Source organism: Chryseobacterium sp. T20 (genome assembly GCF_047345655.1).
GTDB lineage: Bacteria > Bacteroidota > Bacteroidia > Flavobacteriales > Weeksellaceae > Chryseobacterium.
Genome location: NZ_JBLFDU010000002.1, coordinates 501,108 through 516,464, shown reverse-complemented (window position 1 = coordinate 516,464; position 15,357 = coordinate 501,108). Strand labels below are relative to the sequence as shown.

The following is a 15,357-nucleotide window of genomic DNA, read 5'->3' as shown; positions in this document are numbered from 1 at the left end:
AACAGTTATATTTTGAACCACAGCAGCTCATTTCTGAGTTCTAAATCGGATTCAAAATTATTGACAAATAAAGCTCCAGTGCCTAACCCTTGAGGCATTGGATTTTTTTTGGTAAATGTATACTGAGCAATAGCATTCAAGCCGATATTACTCTCCAAAGCTGAAGTAATCCACCAGCCTATATTCTGATTTTCTGCCAGAGAAATCCATTCATCTGACCCTGAAAAACCTCCTACTAAAGCAGGTTTCAGAATAATATACTGAGGATTTATCCTTTCTAAAAGCTGTTTCTTTTTTTCAGGATCAATAATTCCAATCAGTTCTTCATCCAATGCAATGGGAGTCGGTGTTTTTGCACATAACTCAGCCATATCATCCCAATTTCCAGCTTTGATAGGCTGTTCAATGGAATGAATATGAAGATCTGCAAGTTGCTGCAACACAATCACCGCTTCCTCTTTACTGAATCCTCCGTTGGCATCCACACGAAGTTCCAGCTGTTCTTTGGAGAATTTTTCTCTTAATTTCTGAAGAATAACATGCTCAGACTTCCAATCGACACCAATTTTTAATTTGATACAATGGAAACCTTTTTCCAGTTTCTCCTGAATCTGTTCTTCCATATATTCTGCATCTCCCATCCATATCAGCCCGTTGATGGTAATAGCAGATTTTTCTTCGGTAAATTCACTGGGAAAATAAAGACTGTCACCATATTTCAGATTCTGAATTGCCTGCTCATATCCAAACCAGATGGAAGGAAATTCTTTCAGTTCTTCTTTCAAAAAGTCGGTATCCTGATTGATATTTTCACAAAGCCATTTCAGTTTTTCTTCGTAATCGGGTCTGTCATCAAAACTCAATCCTCTGAAAATAGCGCATTCCCCTACTCCTTTTCTTCCATCTTCGGAAATAGCAAGAATAAAGGTTTCTTTATCAAGCAAAACGCCGCGAGATGTTCCACTCGGGCGTTTAAATTGTAATAAATATTGTAAGTATGTTGCTTCCATTTATTTCACGCTGTCGATACGCATAAATTCTTCAGCTTTTTCTACCATTTCAATACTTCCGCAGAAGAAAGGAATTCTTTGGTGAAGTTCTGTAGGTTCTATTTCAAGAATTCTTCTGAATCCATCAGTTGCTTTTGCTCCTGCCTGTTCTGCAAGGAAGGCCATTGGATTACATTCGTATAAAAGTCTTAATTTACCATTCGGAGCTTGTGAATAAGAAGGATAAATATAAATACCTCCTTTCAGCATATTTCTATGGAAGTCTGCTACCAAAGAACCGATATATCTTGAAGTATATGGACGGTCACCTTCTTCCATCTGACAGTATTTAAGATAATTCTTTACGCCCTGAGGAAATTTGATATAGTTTCCTTCGTTAATAGAATAGATTTTACCCGTTTTTGGGAAAGTCATATTAGGATGAGAAAGATAATAGGTTCCTAAAGATGGATCTAATGTAAATCCGTTTACTCCATTTCCTGTTGTATAAACAATCATGGTAGATGAACCGTAAATAACATATCCTGCAGCAATCTGGTTGATCCCTTTCTGTAAAAAGTCTTCCAACTGTACAGGTGTTCCAGGTTCTGTAACTCTTCTGTAGATTGAGAAAATAGTTCCTACGGAAACATTAACATCAATATTGGAAGATCCGTCCAAAGGATCAATTAATACAACATATTTACTCAAATGTCCGTTTTCACCACATTTAATATCAATAAAGTCATCATTTTCCTCAGAAGCAATACCACAAACAACCTCTCTTTGAGACAAAGCCGTAATAAAAATTTCGTTAGCAATCACATCTAGTTTCTGCTGCTCTTCTCCCTGAACGTTTTGGTTTCCTGCAGCACCTGTAATATCTACAATTCCGGCTTTATTTACTTCTCTGTTTACCACTTTCGAAGCCAATCTTATTGCACTTAGAAGACGAGAGAATTCACCTGTAGAATATTGAAAATCGTCCTGTTTATCAATAAGAAATTCTCCTAAAGTCTGTAATGGTTGATTTGACATATTTTTCTTTTTACGTTTTGCCCAAATTTCGGAAAATTTATTGCATTAAGAAAATTTAATTAAAAAAGAGATTAACTACTGTATTTCAACACAATACAGACCAAACACAACATAATACCTGGCCATTATTAAAAATTACATCTCCAGATTTGTTTGCTAAGACCCATAAAAAAAATAAATTATTTCATTATTTGTTGATTTTAAGGAAATCTTAATTCTATCTCTGCGCTAGGCTATTTCATATCTCGTTGTAAATTTATAATTTTGACGTCCGTAAAAAACTCATGTAATTTTTTATCTAACAATTTTATTTTTAACAATTTAATGAAAATTTTCAAGTTTGGTGGAGCATCGGTAAAAGATGCTGACAGTGTAAAAAACGTGTCCATGGTTCTAAAAAGCCAGGGATTTGCCAAATGTTTGCTGGTAATTTCAGCAATGGGCAAGACGACAAATGAGTTGGAAAAAGTTGTAGAACTTTATTTCAAAAAAGATAACTATCAAACTGAGATTGAAAAGATAAAACGAAAACACATGGAGATTGCGGAAGGACTTTTTCCTGAAAATCATGCGGTTTTTGCTGAAATCAATCTCTTTTTTGATGATATTGATTCTTTTTTAAGAAGAAATAAATCTCCTAACTACAACTTCGTATACGATCAGGTGGTAAGTTGCGGAGAAATGATCTCCACTAAAATCGTGAGTGAGTATCTGAATGAAATTCAATTTACGAATCAGTGGCTGGATGCCAGAGATTATGTAAAAACGGATAATTCTTACAGAGAAGGTACGGTAGACTGGACAAGAACGGAAGAGTTTATTTCCCATCTTAATCCTGAAATCTGCTATGTAACTCAGGGATTCATCGGTTCTGACGACAATAATTTTACGGTGACGTTAGGAAGAGAGGGGTCTGACTATTCTGCTGCTATTTTTGCGTATTGCTTAAATGCTGAAGCAATGACGATCTGGAAAGATGTACCTGGAGTAATGACCGGAGATCCGAGAAAGTTCAATGATGTAAATCTTCTTTCCAACATTTCTTACGAAGAAGCAATTGAGATGGCTTACTATGGAGCAAGTGTTATTCACCCAAAAACATTACAGCCACTACAGCAAAAAAATATTCCTTTTTATGTAAAATCTTTCGTAGATCCTACCAAAGAAGGAACAAAAGTAGGTGCTTCTGACAAAAACCAACAGGAAGAATCTTACATTCTGAAAGAAAACCAGGATCTTTTGAAAATCTCAACCAGAGACTTCTCTTTCATTGCAGAAGATCATATGAGCCTGATTTTTGGATATTTGTCCAAGTATAAAATTAAAGTTTCCCTAATGCAGAATTCTGCAATCTCTCTGGCACTGTGCCTAGAGGATAAATTTAATCATATTGATGAGCTCAACGAAGAGCTTCAAAAAATTTTTAAAACCGAAGCAATTAAAAATGTATCTTTATTCACAGTAAGAAATGCGAAGAAGGATCACATTGATAAATTTTACCATGAAAAAAATGTATTATTGGAACAAATCTCCAAGAATACTCTTCAAATGGTAACACAATAATATTAATTGCGACTAAACACACATGAGTTTAATTTCGAAAAACGATCTGATCAAAGCTTCCGGCTTAAGTAAACTTGGGTTCCTCAAGAACCCGGTAGCATCTGCTGTGATGAGCATTGCTAAAATAAACGAAGTAAATAAATTATACGATAAATTAAAAGACAAGGAAGGCAAAGACTTTTTCGACTCATTTGTGAGAGAAAGAAACCTAAGCTATGTAGCTTTTGAAGAGGATCTGGCAAAGATTCCGAAAACGGGACCATTTGTTTTGGTTTCCAATCACCCGCTGGGTGCTATTGACGGAATTCTGATGTGCAAGGTCTTATCAGAGGTTCGTCCGGATTTCAAGGTAATGGGCAATTTCCTTTTGGAGAAGATCAAACCTATGGAGCCGTATGTAATCGCTGTAAATCCTTTTGAAAACAGAAAAGAAGCTTACAGCAGCTCTTCGGGAATGCGTGAAACCCTCAAGCATTTGCAAAACGGAGGCTGTGTAGGTATTTTTCCGGCAGGAGAAGTTTCCAACAAGAACAATCCTTACGGAGAAATTTTAGATAAGGAATGGGAAAAAACGGCACTTAAGCTGATCAGAATGGCTAAAGTTCCGGTAGTTCCTATGTATTTCCATGCTAAGAACAGCAGACTTTTTTATCAGGTGGCTAAACTTCACCCGAATTTACAAACTCTGATGCTTCCTGCAGAAATGATGAATGACAGGGAAAAACCTATCAGAATCAGAATCGGACGTCCTATTACTGTAAAGGCAATGGACGAAATGGAAACGATTGAGGAATTGGGAGAGTTTCTGAAACGTAAGGTCTATATGATGAAATCTTACTATGAAAAGAGAAAATCTCTTGCCCAAAGTATTAATCTTCAGAATTTATCAGTAAAGTTTCCTTTATTGAAGGAAGAAAATATTGTTCAGAATATCATTGATGAAACCCCTCTGGAAGACATTATTAAAGATGTTGATAAATTGAGAGGAACTGATAAAATGCTTTTCAGTAACGGAAATTACGAAATCTACTTTACGACTTACGAGGAAATCCCTTCTATTATGAGGGAAATCGGACGTCAGAGAGAACTTACCTTCCGTGCTGTAGGGGAAGGAAGCAATCTTCCATTTGACCTTGATGAGTATGATAAACATTACCATCACCTGTTCCTTTGGGACAATGGTGAGAAAAAGCTGGCTGGTGCTTACAGAATGGCATTGGGTAGAGAGGTAATGAAGAAATATGGCATCAAAGGCTTCTATACCAGCTCTTTATTTGAGTTTGAACAGGACATTCATCCTTTCTTCAAAAAGGTGATTGAAATGGGCCGTGCTTACATCTGTCAGGAATATCAGCAGAAACCACTCCCACTCTTCCTTTTATGGAGAGGAATTGTGCATGTATGTCTGAGAAATCCTGATCATAAATTCCTTATGGGTGGGGTGAGTATCTCGAATAAGTTCTCTGAATTCTCAAAATCATTGATGATTGAGTTCATGCGTTCTAATTATTTTGATTCTGCAGTAGCTCAGTATATCACTCCAAGGAATGAATATAAAGTAAAGCTTCGTGACAGAGATAAAAACATTTTCTTTGAGGAAATGGAATCTGACCTTAATAAACTGGACAAGATTATTGATGATCTTGAACCAGAATTGAGACTTCCTGTTCTGATCAAAAAATACATCAAACAAAATGCTAAAGTAATTGCTTTCAACGTTGACCCTAACTTCAATGATGCAATTGACGGATTGATGTATATCCGAATCAGTGATCTTCCGGAAAACACGATTAAACCGGTATTGGAAGAGATGAGCGAGCAGATCAGAAAGGAGCAGGAAAATAATCCGGCTGATAATCAGTAAGTTTTTAACTTTATTCAAAAAAAGTACGATGAATACTTGCTTTGTATACTAAAACTTACTACTTTTGCATCACTTTAAAACAACGAAGTAAGTCAAACAAAAATATAATGGTTTCTTAGCTCAGTTGGTAGAGCAATGGATTGAAAATCCATGTGTCCCTGGTTCGATTCCTGGAGAAACCACTTTAAAACCTCTAATTCAGTTTAGAGGTTTTTTTGTTTTCTATATTGACCTTAAACCTATCCTTTTCCGGAAAAATTAAGACATCATATCTTTCTATCTATGTATTTATTCAAAAATAATTAATCAAATCAATGGGAATTATTTTTTCATTTGACAGGTAAAACTTAATTTAGTGAGCCAAACTTAATTACAAATACAATTATGGAAGTAAAATTATTAGCCAATACCTTTTGGGGTATTGCTGCTCTGTTCATTTTTCAATCATGTGCAGAAAACACTATGGCAACAGAGGATACAGTTGCAACTCAAAAAAACACCTCTGCATTAAGGAATGCCACCCCCTTCAGTGTACCAATTGCCGGAAATTCGTTTTTTACCGTAAAGCCATCTGGAGCCAGCGAAGTCATCACCTCCACTAATTTAGGTAACTGGACCAACTCCAATACTGTGATCAGCACTTATTTCAGGGTGAGCAATACCGGAACTTTAAACATTGGATTAAAGGCTTCTGTCCCTTCGGGCACAAGTATTGTAAAAGTAACAGTAGGCAACACCTCCCAAAATGTTACTTTAACCGGATCTACTTCTAAGAATTATACTGTAGGAGATTTTACGATTTCTTCTCCGGGTTATGTAAAAGTTGACCTTCAGGGAGTCTCTAAAACCGGAGGATATTTTGCGGATGTTACAGATGTTACTTTCAGTGGAACTGCTTCTGCAGGAACTAATATCTACAGTAATGACCCTTCATATTACTATTGGGCACGTAGAGGACCTTCCTGCCACCTTAATTATACAATTCCAACCACCAGTAATGTTAGCTACTATTACAACGAAGTAACAGTCCCTGTGGGGGAAGATAAAATTGGCTCTTATTTTATGGCCAATGGCTTTAGTGCGGGCTATTTTGGAATGCAGGTTAATTCTGCTACAGAAAGAAGAATTTTATTCTCAGTATGGAGCCCATTTGAAACCGATGATCCCAATAATATTCCTCCTGATCACAAAATCATTCTGAACAGAGCCGGAACCGGAGTAACAATCGGAGAATTCGGCAATGAAGGCTCGGGCGGACAAAGCTATTACAAATACAACTGGAGCGCAGGACAAACCTATAAATTTTTATTAAAAGGTGAACCCGATGGAACCGGAAAAACAGATTTTACAGCCTGGTTTTTATCTCCGGATTCTACGACATGGAAACTGATAGCCAGCTGGAAACGACCTCAAACCAGTACTTATCTTAAAAGCTTCTATAGTTTCGTTGAAAATTTCAATCCTGAAAACGGATATCAGGGCAGAAAAGCAGAATTCAAAAATCAATGGGTAAGAACTTCAGATGGGAACTGGGCAGCCATTTCCGGTGCAAAGTTTAGTGTAGATAACACTTATAATGCCCAACAAAGAATAGATGCAATAGGCGGAACAAATGGTAATGCCTTCTTTTTACAAAATGGAGGATTCTTTAATACAATTGTTGCACCCGGCACACAGTTTTCTGTTACTGCACCTACCCAGGCTCCGAATATTAATTTTTCTACACTTCCTTAAAATGATCACTTAAAAATAACAAGCCAGCTACTTTAAATAATAGCTGGCTTTTTTATCTTGTCTTTTTGAAGATCTATTTGAATTTTCATCAATTAATCCGGAGCACCTACACTATCAAACCCTTCAGCATAGCTTATCACTTCTTTTAAATTAGGTAAACCATAATAATTATTTCTTTGCATGTCTTCTTTTAAATGAGGCCATTTAATTTTACTCCTTGAATTATCTTCAAAATATGCTCCTAAAATATTCCATCTAGGATCCCAACCATCCTGATGTCTATGATTTTTTTTGAACAGGAAATCATAAGTATTTGCAAGATAAGCTACCATTTTAATTTTTTCATTCTCTGAATAATTATTGTACTCATCTGTTTCTAATAATTTTGACCCGAACTCCATTAACCCATATAAATCTTTTGGATTTGAGCTTTTTTGATAAGCATCAGTCAAACTCTGTAATATTCCCTCCCGTACTTCTAATTCATTATTACAATTTTTAGCAAATATAAGTTCACCTATTTTATATTGATCTTTAGATTGAATATATTCATTAATAAGCATTTCATTAAATTTAGGTTCTTTATCAAAACCAAAGGTTTTAACCAGCATTTTAACAAATAATTTATCACGCTCTAACAACCAGCCTGCATAAGATTTATTATCATTAAATAAATACTTGTTTCTAGCTATAATTGTTTGAATATTTTGCTTTCTGATATTTTTCAAGTCAGCCATATCTTTCCAGTAATATATCTTAACATCTGTTGCATGATTATTACTTTCAGCTTCTTTTTCATATTGGGATAATTCAGCATTCCCGGTATAATCCAGTATTTCAGGAATGCTGTATAAATCTGAAATGAAAAGTCCATTCTTAAAAACATAAGTACTGTATGGATTCACATCGATACTGTTTGAATTTTTATACAGCTTCAAGTCTTTTGAACATTTGTCTTCGAAATTGACATGCAAATACTTTGATTCCGATTTTGGATCAATTACCCTTTTGAAAATCGTGTTAATTTTATTAATAAACTCTTCTGTACCTGGTTTCTTATATCCATTATCATCTAGTTGTTTTGCTATAATAGATTCAGTAGCTTCTAAATCTTTTAATGTAAATTTATAGGTCGGATAATCTGTTTCACTTTTCTCTCCACTTGCTCCGGCTAATAACTGTGATTTAAGAACAGGCAGAAAAGAGTTTTTCATACCCAATGATATATTTTGTGAATACAATTCATTCAATACTAAAATAGCCAGAGAAATTATAACCTTCTTTATCATTGTTGTGTTTTTAAAATAAAAGCACAGTTAGATTTAACTGTGCTTGATATATTATTTTTTAGGATGTTGCTTTCGCCATTCTGTAACATTCATAGGTTGATTATCCGGTCCACATGTTCCATTGTATTCACATTCTTCAACAAAATATTCATCATAGTCTGCATTATCCCACCATTCTTTAAATTTTGGTAGGTTAAAATAATTATTTTTCTGTAAAATATTTACCTCGTCCTGATCTAAAAAGAATCGTAACCTTCCCATCATTTTAGAATTATCTCCATATCCTGAAACATACCTTTTGTCATACTTATATTGTTCAGAAAAATAAACAATATTTGCGAGTATTTTCACCTTATCTTCTTTTGAAACACTTGCTTCTTTGTTATTAAAATCAGCAAAATATTCAAGATAATTTTTTATATTATCCAAGATAAATCTATTTTCATTTGACATATCGTTTGTTATATCTGGAGTATAAATCTTTTGTAAAATTTTAAAAGTACTAGCATGTATTTTTACTGTTTCATCACATTGCTTTACCCAAAACAATTTCCCATAATCAGACGGGTCTTTTTTATCAAATTTTGTTCTTTCAATAACCCACTTCAATAAATCAATATCCTGAGTGTAGCCAAAAGTTTTTACTAAAGCCTCCATAAAATAGGAATCATTAAGGGTAAGCCATTTGTATTGAGCCTTATTATCATTAAACAAATAGAGGTTACGTGCAACTAATGTTTGTATATTCTTCTTTCTCTGCTCCTTCAGATTGGACATATCTTTCCATAAATATTTCTTAACTTCATTTCCGTTGGCATCTTTATAGTTTTTTGAAGCCGAATTTTCTTCCTGAGCTGCTTCACTATATGTTTTTTGATAATCAATAATCAAGGGAAGTGGATAAAGATCAGTAATGAAGTTCTGATTTTTAACTACAAATACCCCATTATTCTCTGCATTATTTGGAAAAAAATTCAACTCCTTATCACACTTATCAACTAAATTGATATACAGAAATTTACTGGTTGAGTTTTTATCAATAATCCGGTTAAAAATCTGTTTTATTTTATTACTAAATTCTTCATTGCTGATAGCTTTATAACCATTATCTAAAAGTAATTGATTCAATATTGGAGTTGCTACTTCCAAATCTTTATCGGAATACTGGTATGGATTATCAAAAGAAGGTTTTCCATATTCTAACTGTTTTTTTAGCATAGTATTAACATCTTGATTAAATTGCAGACCTGCTGAACTTTCTGTAATAGTTGTCACATTCTTATTATTTTCAGCCTTTTTATCCTGACATGATACTAAAGCAGAAGAAATAAAAAGCAGGCTCATTAAAATTCTATGTTTCATTTTCTTTTTATATTTTAAAGTTCAGATCCTTTTGCACCAGGATTTCCTTTATATTCCGGTAAATTATAATCTGCGTCTGTAATTTCGTAATTTGTAGGGACTACATAGGCATAATAATCAGAAATCTCATAAGCTACACAATACAATTTCTGCGATTGATTACCTCCTAAAATAACGACTTTATTTCCTTTTTTTCCAGCAACAAAACCTACATGCCCTCCTCCGGTTCTTGTTTTCACAGCAATTGCTCCGTAAACAGGTTTTTTCAGGTCTTTTCCTTCTGCCCATGTTGCCCATTTTAATGCTCTCACAGCATCATATCCTTTATCAGTAGTAACTCCTTCGTAACCGTAATGTTTCATAATCCAGTTGACAAAAGCCGCACACCATGCAATAGTTGTTTCATTTTCTGTACCATTTTTCATTGCATTTTCATAAGGAGTTCCATCAAAAAACTTCTGAATTTCTTTATTGGTTCCGTTTTCTACTAGATTCCTTGCTTCTTCTTTCCAAACCAGTTCCATCCATGGCGCTCTTCCTTCAAGATTTGGCATTGCCACTACTTCTCCATCGCAGACTTTTTTATCGTATTTAAACCATGTTTTAAGATTGGAAAGACCTTGTTTTCTATGTTCCCATCCATTAGGATTTACTTCTAATTTATGACTCAAGGTATAGCCGTTTAATACTTTACAAATTAAAAAATAATAACGTTCTTCCTCATCCTCCATTAATAATGCAGTTTCATTTAATGTTTTCCCAAGCGCTTTACTAAAATATTCCCTTTTAAACTTCATTGCATCCTTTTCTGCTTGCGAATAGTCTTTATTAGGATTTTCCTTCCAATTTGGTATTTTTTTATAAACTGACCAAAACCAACCACCACTGTCTACCGCTAAATAAAGCTTAGTAGCCACCAATTCAGGATATGTAACAATATCTTCAGGAACTTTTTCATCATAATCTTTATATGCAACAGGATCACTCCCATCCCCAGTAAGCTGCTGTATTCCACGACCTTTATATTTGTAGCCACTAGAGGCATGAGAACTTGATTCTTCTCCTGCTGTTCTAAAAAAACTGGTTTCAGAATAAACATTTGCTAAAAATGCTATTTTTTGAATGCATTTATTAATATCATATTTTCTAAACATAGCATTCAACTCCATTGTTAAATCTGCAAAACTTTCACGATCCATGTCTGTAGATTCCCATATTTCTTCTTTACCACGCATATGTTTTACCAAACTTTTGATTTCACTTTCAGTAAAATCACGATTACAATAACATGTTTTCTGTTTTCTCACTTCCGCCATTTCCACCACAATAGGCATCACATCATTCTCAATAGCCTCCGGTGTCTCTTTCTGAGATACTTTGAGACAACCACTCTCGTAGAAAATAAATTGCTTACGCAACTCCAACATCTCTTGCTGAGTAAATGCTGTTCCATCTTTCTTCTTCGCATGAATTCCCAGTTTCTCCATATCCTCTGTTCTTACCAGATCGGCAGGAAGTGTACTATTGATGGTTAACTGGCTTTTTTCTATTTTCCAGACTTTCTTTTTGGGATCGGCAGGATCCTGAACCTGGCGGGAAACCTGTGCAATATAGTAATCAAAGTTTTTCGGTGGATTTTTCCATTCTTCTTTTGCTGTAAAGGAAACTTCCAGAAGACCGTCTTTACCAGTTTTTTCCTCGTTATAACTTTGTTTGCTTTCGTGGGTATAGGTGATATGATCTTTTTCGTTTAAGCCTTCTTTGGGAATCTCCTTCAAAACATCAATCTTCAGAACTTCTTCAGTCATATTAACGGTATGCACCCAAAGTTTGTGGGTTTTTCCATAGAAAGTCTGCATACGCTGAATATCTTTACCATCTTCGGTAGAAAACATAATGGAAACGATTTTCTGCTCGGAAGTGATGACCAGTTCTTCATTGGAATCTAAAACTTCCAGATAAGTTGTAGCACTGTCTACCACCACAGGTTTCGTTCCCTGAATGGTAATGTTACCCGGAAGCACAATATCTCCAGATGAGCTTGCCTGAAGCTCCACCGTAAATACGATTCGGTAAGACGGATTGGGATTTTCCGTTGTTTTTGGTATAGCCGCCAGCAATTTTTTCTTGTAATCGTCATTGGTGGTAATCAGGAAAGAAGCTTTACCTTCATTATTCAACGTGACTGTTTTCTCTTCCAGCATGTATTTGTCTTTCTCCTTATAGAAATCATCGCCCTCACCTTTTACCCAGATTTTTACTTTTAAAGCCTGGTTTTGCAGTCCATCAATTTCAATAAATCCATAGGTTTCTTCTCCAAATCCGGTTTCCGTACGTTTCACACCGGTTCCATAAGCCCACAGCGCTCTTTTTACAGCAGGTTCAGAAACTTTTACTTTTGCTTCTATTTTCTTTCCATCCGTATAATCTCCTGTTAAATAAGCAGAAAGAGTATATTCTCCTAGATCATTAAAGGTAATGGTTCCGTCTCCGTTATTGATTACTTTATCGGGAACTTCTATTTTTATGGCTTCATTGCCAGCCAGCGTAGCAATTCTTGCCGTTGCTGTATATTTTATTTTTGTTCCTTTCGGAATATTGGCAGCCGGAAGGGTGAATTTATCTATGACATTTTGAATCACCTCAAAATTAAAACAGTCTGATCCGGAAAAGCCAGGTTGCTTTCCTGCTCCCAAAGGATTAGCGTAGGCTTCAAGTATATATTTCCCAAAATACTGGTTACTGGCCAGTTTTGCATCATTATACAGAAGTTCGGCCACCTTTTTATTGATTGTGCCTGTTCTGAAGGAAGGAGAGTTTTCAAATAAAGCCACTCTTCCTATACCTTCTTTTTTAAGATACCAATATACAGAAGTCCCTGAAGGCATGTAATTGACATTAAATTTCGAAGCCTGCACTTTGATCGTATCACTGAATCTCACCAAGCCAGGTTCTCCTTTAACACCCATGACTCCCAGGTTGTTTTCGATTTTAATTTCTACAGATTGCGGTTTGGGATCTGTAGGATTTGTAAAGGCCTCTATGGTATATTTTCCTGCATTTTTAAAAGTGAGAATAACACGATCGCCTGCACCCGCAACGGAAACAAGGTGTGATGAAGAAGCTCCGGACGAACTGTTGTACAATACTGCAGTTCCTTGTTTTACAGTCCAATGAACAGTATTTACAGGCATAAAGAATCCTCTGTTCAATATTTTCGCCTGGTCTGTTGTACTGTTGAGTTTACGTTCAATGGATAGTGGCAAAGGAATATTAATCAGTGTTGAGGATCCGGGGCTAACAATTTTCTTTACAAAATCCTGTATAACTTCTACATTGAGAGAGCATTTAGCATCACCTGCTTTTTTACCATAAGCTTCCAGCCTGTACTTCCCTTCTGTAAGTCCATCGAATATTTTACTCATGGATTGGCTGAAATTGCTTCCCAATCCAATAAATGTTTTTATTTTATCTTTTGTTCCTTCCCCTTTGAAGAGTGCCCAGATAATCTTTTTCTCATCGCCTTTGAACAGAGCTTTCAGATCCAGATTATCACCACCAAAAGGATTCATAATAGGAAGAAGCGGGCCATTCATTCCTTTGATATAATAGTAAGTACCATTAAGTTTATCAGTTGGTATCGGCCTTATCATTGAAATGGATGACACTGCTATACTCGCCTCGGAAGCAGAAGATGAAGGCCATTGCGGGGAAGTATTGGCAACAGAAAATTCATCGGCTTCTTTGACATCGATCTGTGAAACATTGTTGGCCTGCCCGGTGGTTGCAAAAGCAATTGTTCCAGGAACACCGTATCCCGGACAGTTTCCTGTAGAAGCATCCAACAGGATTTTCATGCTCTTGTTGAATTCTACATTTTCGTAATAGTCTTTATATTTGATATTGCACTTGCCTTTGCATGGATAGGTTTTTCCATCCGAACCTTTGCAGTTTCCGAATCCGTTTCCTCCTCCGAAACTGTCTGCTTTATCATCAAGATAGGTTGCTACAGGCTTATTCTGTGCAAAATATTTGTTTTTGCCCAGCTTTTTTTTCTGGCTTTTGACTTCCATCGGAACGGCCGTCCCATTGGAATTGTTGGTTACAGAACTGCTGCAGTACGCAGTGGCTCCTTCTATAATGATGTATCCTTTATCCGCCATGTCATTTGTTCATAAAGTTTAAGTCATTGTGATCGTTTCCCGGTATACTGTTTTTTCTCCATCTGACAATATAAAGTCAGCTTTCTTTTTGGAATACTGTTTTTTGTGAGAATTGTATTCCATTTCTATATGCAATCTTACGTGATACTCTCCCGTCTGATACAGGTATTTTGTATCTAATTCTTTTTTTATTGTTTCCGGAGTTTTAATTTCAGAAGTAAAGAAAGCTTCAAAGCCATATTCTCTCTGTTCTGCAATAATAATTCCGCGGCATTCTACATCTCCGATTCCTTTGATATTCCAAACAATGGATTCTTCATTTTTCCCTCCGTTGTCTACATAGTAAGGAGCAAATAAAAGAAGATTCCAAAAGGGTTCTTTGAGCTTATTTTTATAAAAACCGACTTCATCTTCAAGCACTGATAAGTATTGATTTTTGAAAATCTCTACATTTTGATACTTTTCCTGAAGGTCTGATGTTTTGAGTTTCCAGTTCTCTATATTTTTCTGATGATCTGCAGCACCCAGAAAGTTTCCTTTTTCATCTACTTTTATTTCCAAAGGATAAGAGCTTTTTTCCAGGACATGTAGGATTTCCATGAATTTATTTTCGGATGGAAAAGAGGAATCTTCTACTTTTTCTATCAGCCAGCTTTTGGTGAGATCTTCATTTACCTTTTCCTGAAGAGTAATGTTAAAAGATGAATAAAATCCTTTTGTTTCCCCAAACTGTATTTCAAGCGCATTTTCCACCTGATAATGATGGATTCCTGATGTATATTTCTGAAAAGGCTTTACTCTTGTTTCTACCATATGGGATTATTATTTAGAAAAAATAAACAGCACTATTTATCACAGTTTTTGTTTGCCACCGTCTCTTCCGGCAGATTGTAGAGGTATATTTTCTCTATTGTTCCTTTTCCACATTTGCTTACCAGATAATTGGCTATAAAATCCTGCTGATAATGTGATATTTCTTCTCCTAACAGCTCTCCGGCACTTTCTTTATTGGTGATAAAATATGAAGTATTATCCGTTTTTCTGTAAAAAACAAAGTTGAGTGAGGAGGTTTCCGGTTTTGTAAGAACCTTATTGTTTTTCAATCTGTTTTCTACATACTTTATAATTTCTTTTTTCAGAACACTTTCAGTGGGTTCCGGATTGTCTATAAGTATATAGTATGAAACCTTGACCGCATTTTTATAATAAGCATTCGTAAAAGTCATATGCTCAAGAGGAATAAAGTCAATATGTTTCTTGTCACAGCTCAAGGCTATTAAAAGAAAGCATGCAACAGTAATCATTTTTATAGATTGTAAGTACTTCATTTTTTTTGTAATCCCTATTAGGTTTAA

Annotated in this window: 10 protein-coding genes and 1 tRNA gene; 4 read left to right on the top strand and 7 right to left on the bottom strand. The window is 35.3% G+C overall.

The genetic code is table 11. The features are described from left to right. Window positions 1-5 precede the first annotated feature (5 nt). Window positions 6-1,010: an o-succinylbenzoate synthase gene (locus tag ACMA47_RS07635; protein WP_413929323.1), complete on the bottom strand. Its 1,005-nt coding sequence runs from the start codon at window positions 1,008-1,010 to the stop codon at window positions 6-8. Beyond that, window positions 1,011-2,027 carry a class 1 fructose-bisphosphatase gene (gene fbp, locus ACMA47_RS07630; RefSeq protein ID WP_034695188.1) on the bottom strand — a complete coding sequence of 339 codons (1,017 nt, stop codon included), beginning with the start codon at window positions 2,025-2,027 and terminating at the stop codon, window positions 1,011-1,013. It abuts the gene before it with no gap. 324 nt (window positions 2,028-2,351) lie between these two features. On the opposite strand from fbp, the gene ACMA47_RS07625 reads away from it, so the two are divergent. The 4 genes from ACMA47_RS07625 to ACMA47_RS07610 all read left to right on the top strand — a co-directional run bounded on the left by ACMA47_RS07625 (window position 2,352) and on the right by ACMA47_RS07610 (window position 7,188). After that, window positions 2,352-3,590 carry an aspartate kinase gene (locus ACMA47_RS07625; protein ID WP_413929322.1) on the top strand — a complete coding sequence of 413 codons (1,239 nt, stop codon included), beginning with the start codon at window positions 2,352-2,354 and terminating at the stop codon, window positions 3,588-3,590. A gap of 22 nt (window positions 3,591-3,612) precedes the next feature. Beyond that, on the top strand, window positions 3,613-5,454 hold the full coding sequence (locus ACMA47_RS07620) for a lysophospholipid acyltransferase family protein (RefSeq protein WP_079242737.1): 1,842 nt from the start codon (window positions 3,613-3,615) through the stop codon (window positions 5,452-5,454). A gap of 109 nt (window positions 5,455-5,563) precedes the next feature. Then, window positions 5,564-5,636 (top strand) — tRNA-Phe (locus ACMA47_RS07615). 202 nt (window positions 5,637-5,838) lie between these two features. Further along, entirely contained in the window at window positions 5,839-7,188 is a 1,350-nt protein-coding gene (locus ACMA47_RS07610; RefSeq protein ID WP_413929321.1) for a DUF3472 domain-containing protein, read from the top strand. A gap of 92 nt (window positions 7,189-7,280) precedes the next feature. Here the strand turns inward: ACMA47_RS07610 and ACMA47_RS07605 are convergent, their stop codons facing one another. Genes ACMA47_RS07605 through ACMA47_RS07585 form a run of 5 tightly spaced genes read right to left on the bottom strand, consistent with a single transcriptional unit; the run spans window position 7,281 to window position 15,330 of the window. Beyond that, a complete protein-coding gene (locus ACMA47_RS07605) occupies window positions 7,281-8,477 on the bottom strand; it encodes a hypothetical protein (protein WP_413929320.1) in 1,197 nt (398 codons plus the stop codon). Window positions 8,478-8,528: 51 nt separating this feature from the next. Further along, window positions 8,529-9,839, bottom strand: a complete 1,311-nt coding sequence (locus ACMA47_RS07600; protein WP_413929319.1) for a hypothetical protein — start codon at window positions 9,837-9,839, stop codon at window positions 8,529-8,531. Window positions 9,840-9,853: 14 nt separating this feature from the next. Continuing rightward, window positions 9,854-14,002: a TIGR02594 family protein gene (locus ACMA47_RS07595; protein WP_413929318.1), complete on the bottom strand. Its 4,149-nt coding sequence runs from the start codon at window positions 14,000-14,002 to the stop codon at window positions 9,854-9,856. A gap of 18 nt (window positions 14,003-14,020) precedes the next feature. Then, on the bottom strand, window positions 14,021-14,815 hold the full coding sequence (locus ACMA47_RS07590) for a hypothetical protein (protein ID WP_413929317.1): 795 nt from the start codon (window positions 14,813-14,815) through the stop codon (window positions 14,021-14,023). 32 nt (window positions 14,816-14,847) lie between these two features. After that, the gene (locus ACMA47_RS07585) at window positions 14,848-15,330 is read right to left on the bottom strand and encodes a hypothetical protein (RefSeq protein WP_413929316.1); all 483 of its coding nucleotides are present in this window, start codon (window positions 15,328-15,330) and stop codon (window positions 14,848-14,850) included. Window positions 15,331-15,357: the final 27 nt, after the last annotated feature.

Excerpts from the sequence above, each read along its gene's own strand:
- ACMA47_RS07605 (WP_413929320.1), bottom strand. The coding sequence starts at position 8,477 with ATGATAAAGAAGGTTATAATTTCTCTGGCTATTTTAGTATTGAATGAA.
- ACMA47_RS07610 (WP_413929321.1), top strand. The coding sequence starts at position 5,839 with ATGGAAGTAAAATTATTAGCCAATACCTTTTGGGGTATTGCTGCTCTG.
- ACMA47_RS07585 (WP_413929316.1), bottom strand. The coding sequence starts at position 15,330 with ATGAAGTACTTACAATCTATAAAAATGATTACTGTTGCATGCTTTCTT.
- ACMA47_RS07620 (WP_079242737.1), top strand. The coding sequence starts at position 3,613 with ATGAGTTTAATTTCGAAAAACGATCTGATCAAAGCTTCCGGCTTAAGT.
- ACMA47_RS07635 (WP_413929323.1), bottom strand. The coding sequence starts at position 1,010 with ATGGAAGCAACATACTTACAATATTTATTACAATTTAAACGCCCGAGT.
- fbp (WP_034695188.1), bottom strand. The coding sequence starts at position 2,027 with ATGTCAAATCAACCATTACAGACTTTAGGAGAATTTCTTATTGATAAA.
- ACMA47_RS07625 (WP_413929322.1), top strand. The coding sequence starts at position 2,352 with ATGAAAATTTTCAAGTTTGGTGGAGCATCGGTAAAAGATGCTGACAGT.
- ACMA47_RS07595 (WP_413929318.1), bottom strand. The coding sequence starts at position 14,002 with ATGGCGGATAAAGGATACATCATTATAGAAGGAGCCACTGCGTACTGC.
- ACMA47_RS07590 (WP_413929317.1), bottom strand. The coding sequence starts at position 14,815 with ATGGTAGAAACAAGAGTAAAGCCTTTTCAGAAATATACATCAGGAATC.
- ACMA47_RS07600 (WP_413929319.1), bottom strand. The coding sequence starts at position 9,839 with ATGAAACATAGAATTTTAATGAGCCTGCTTTTTATTTCTTCTGCTTTA.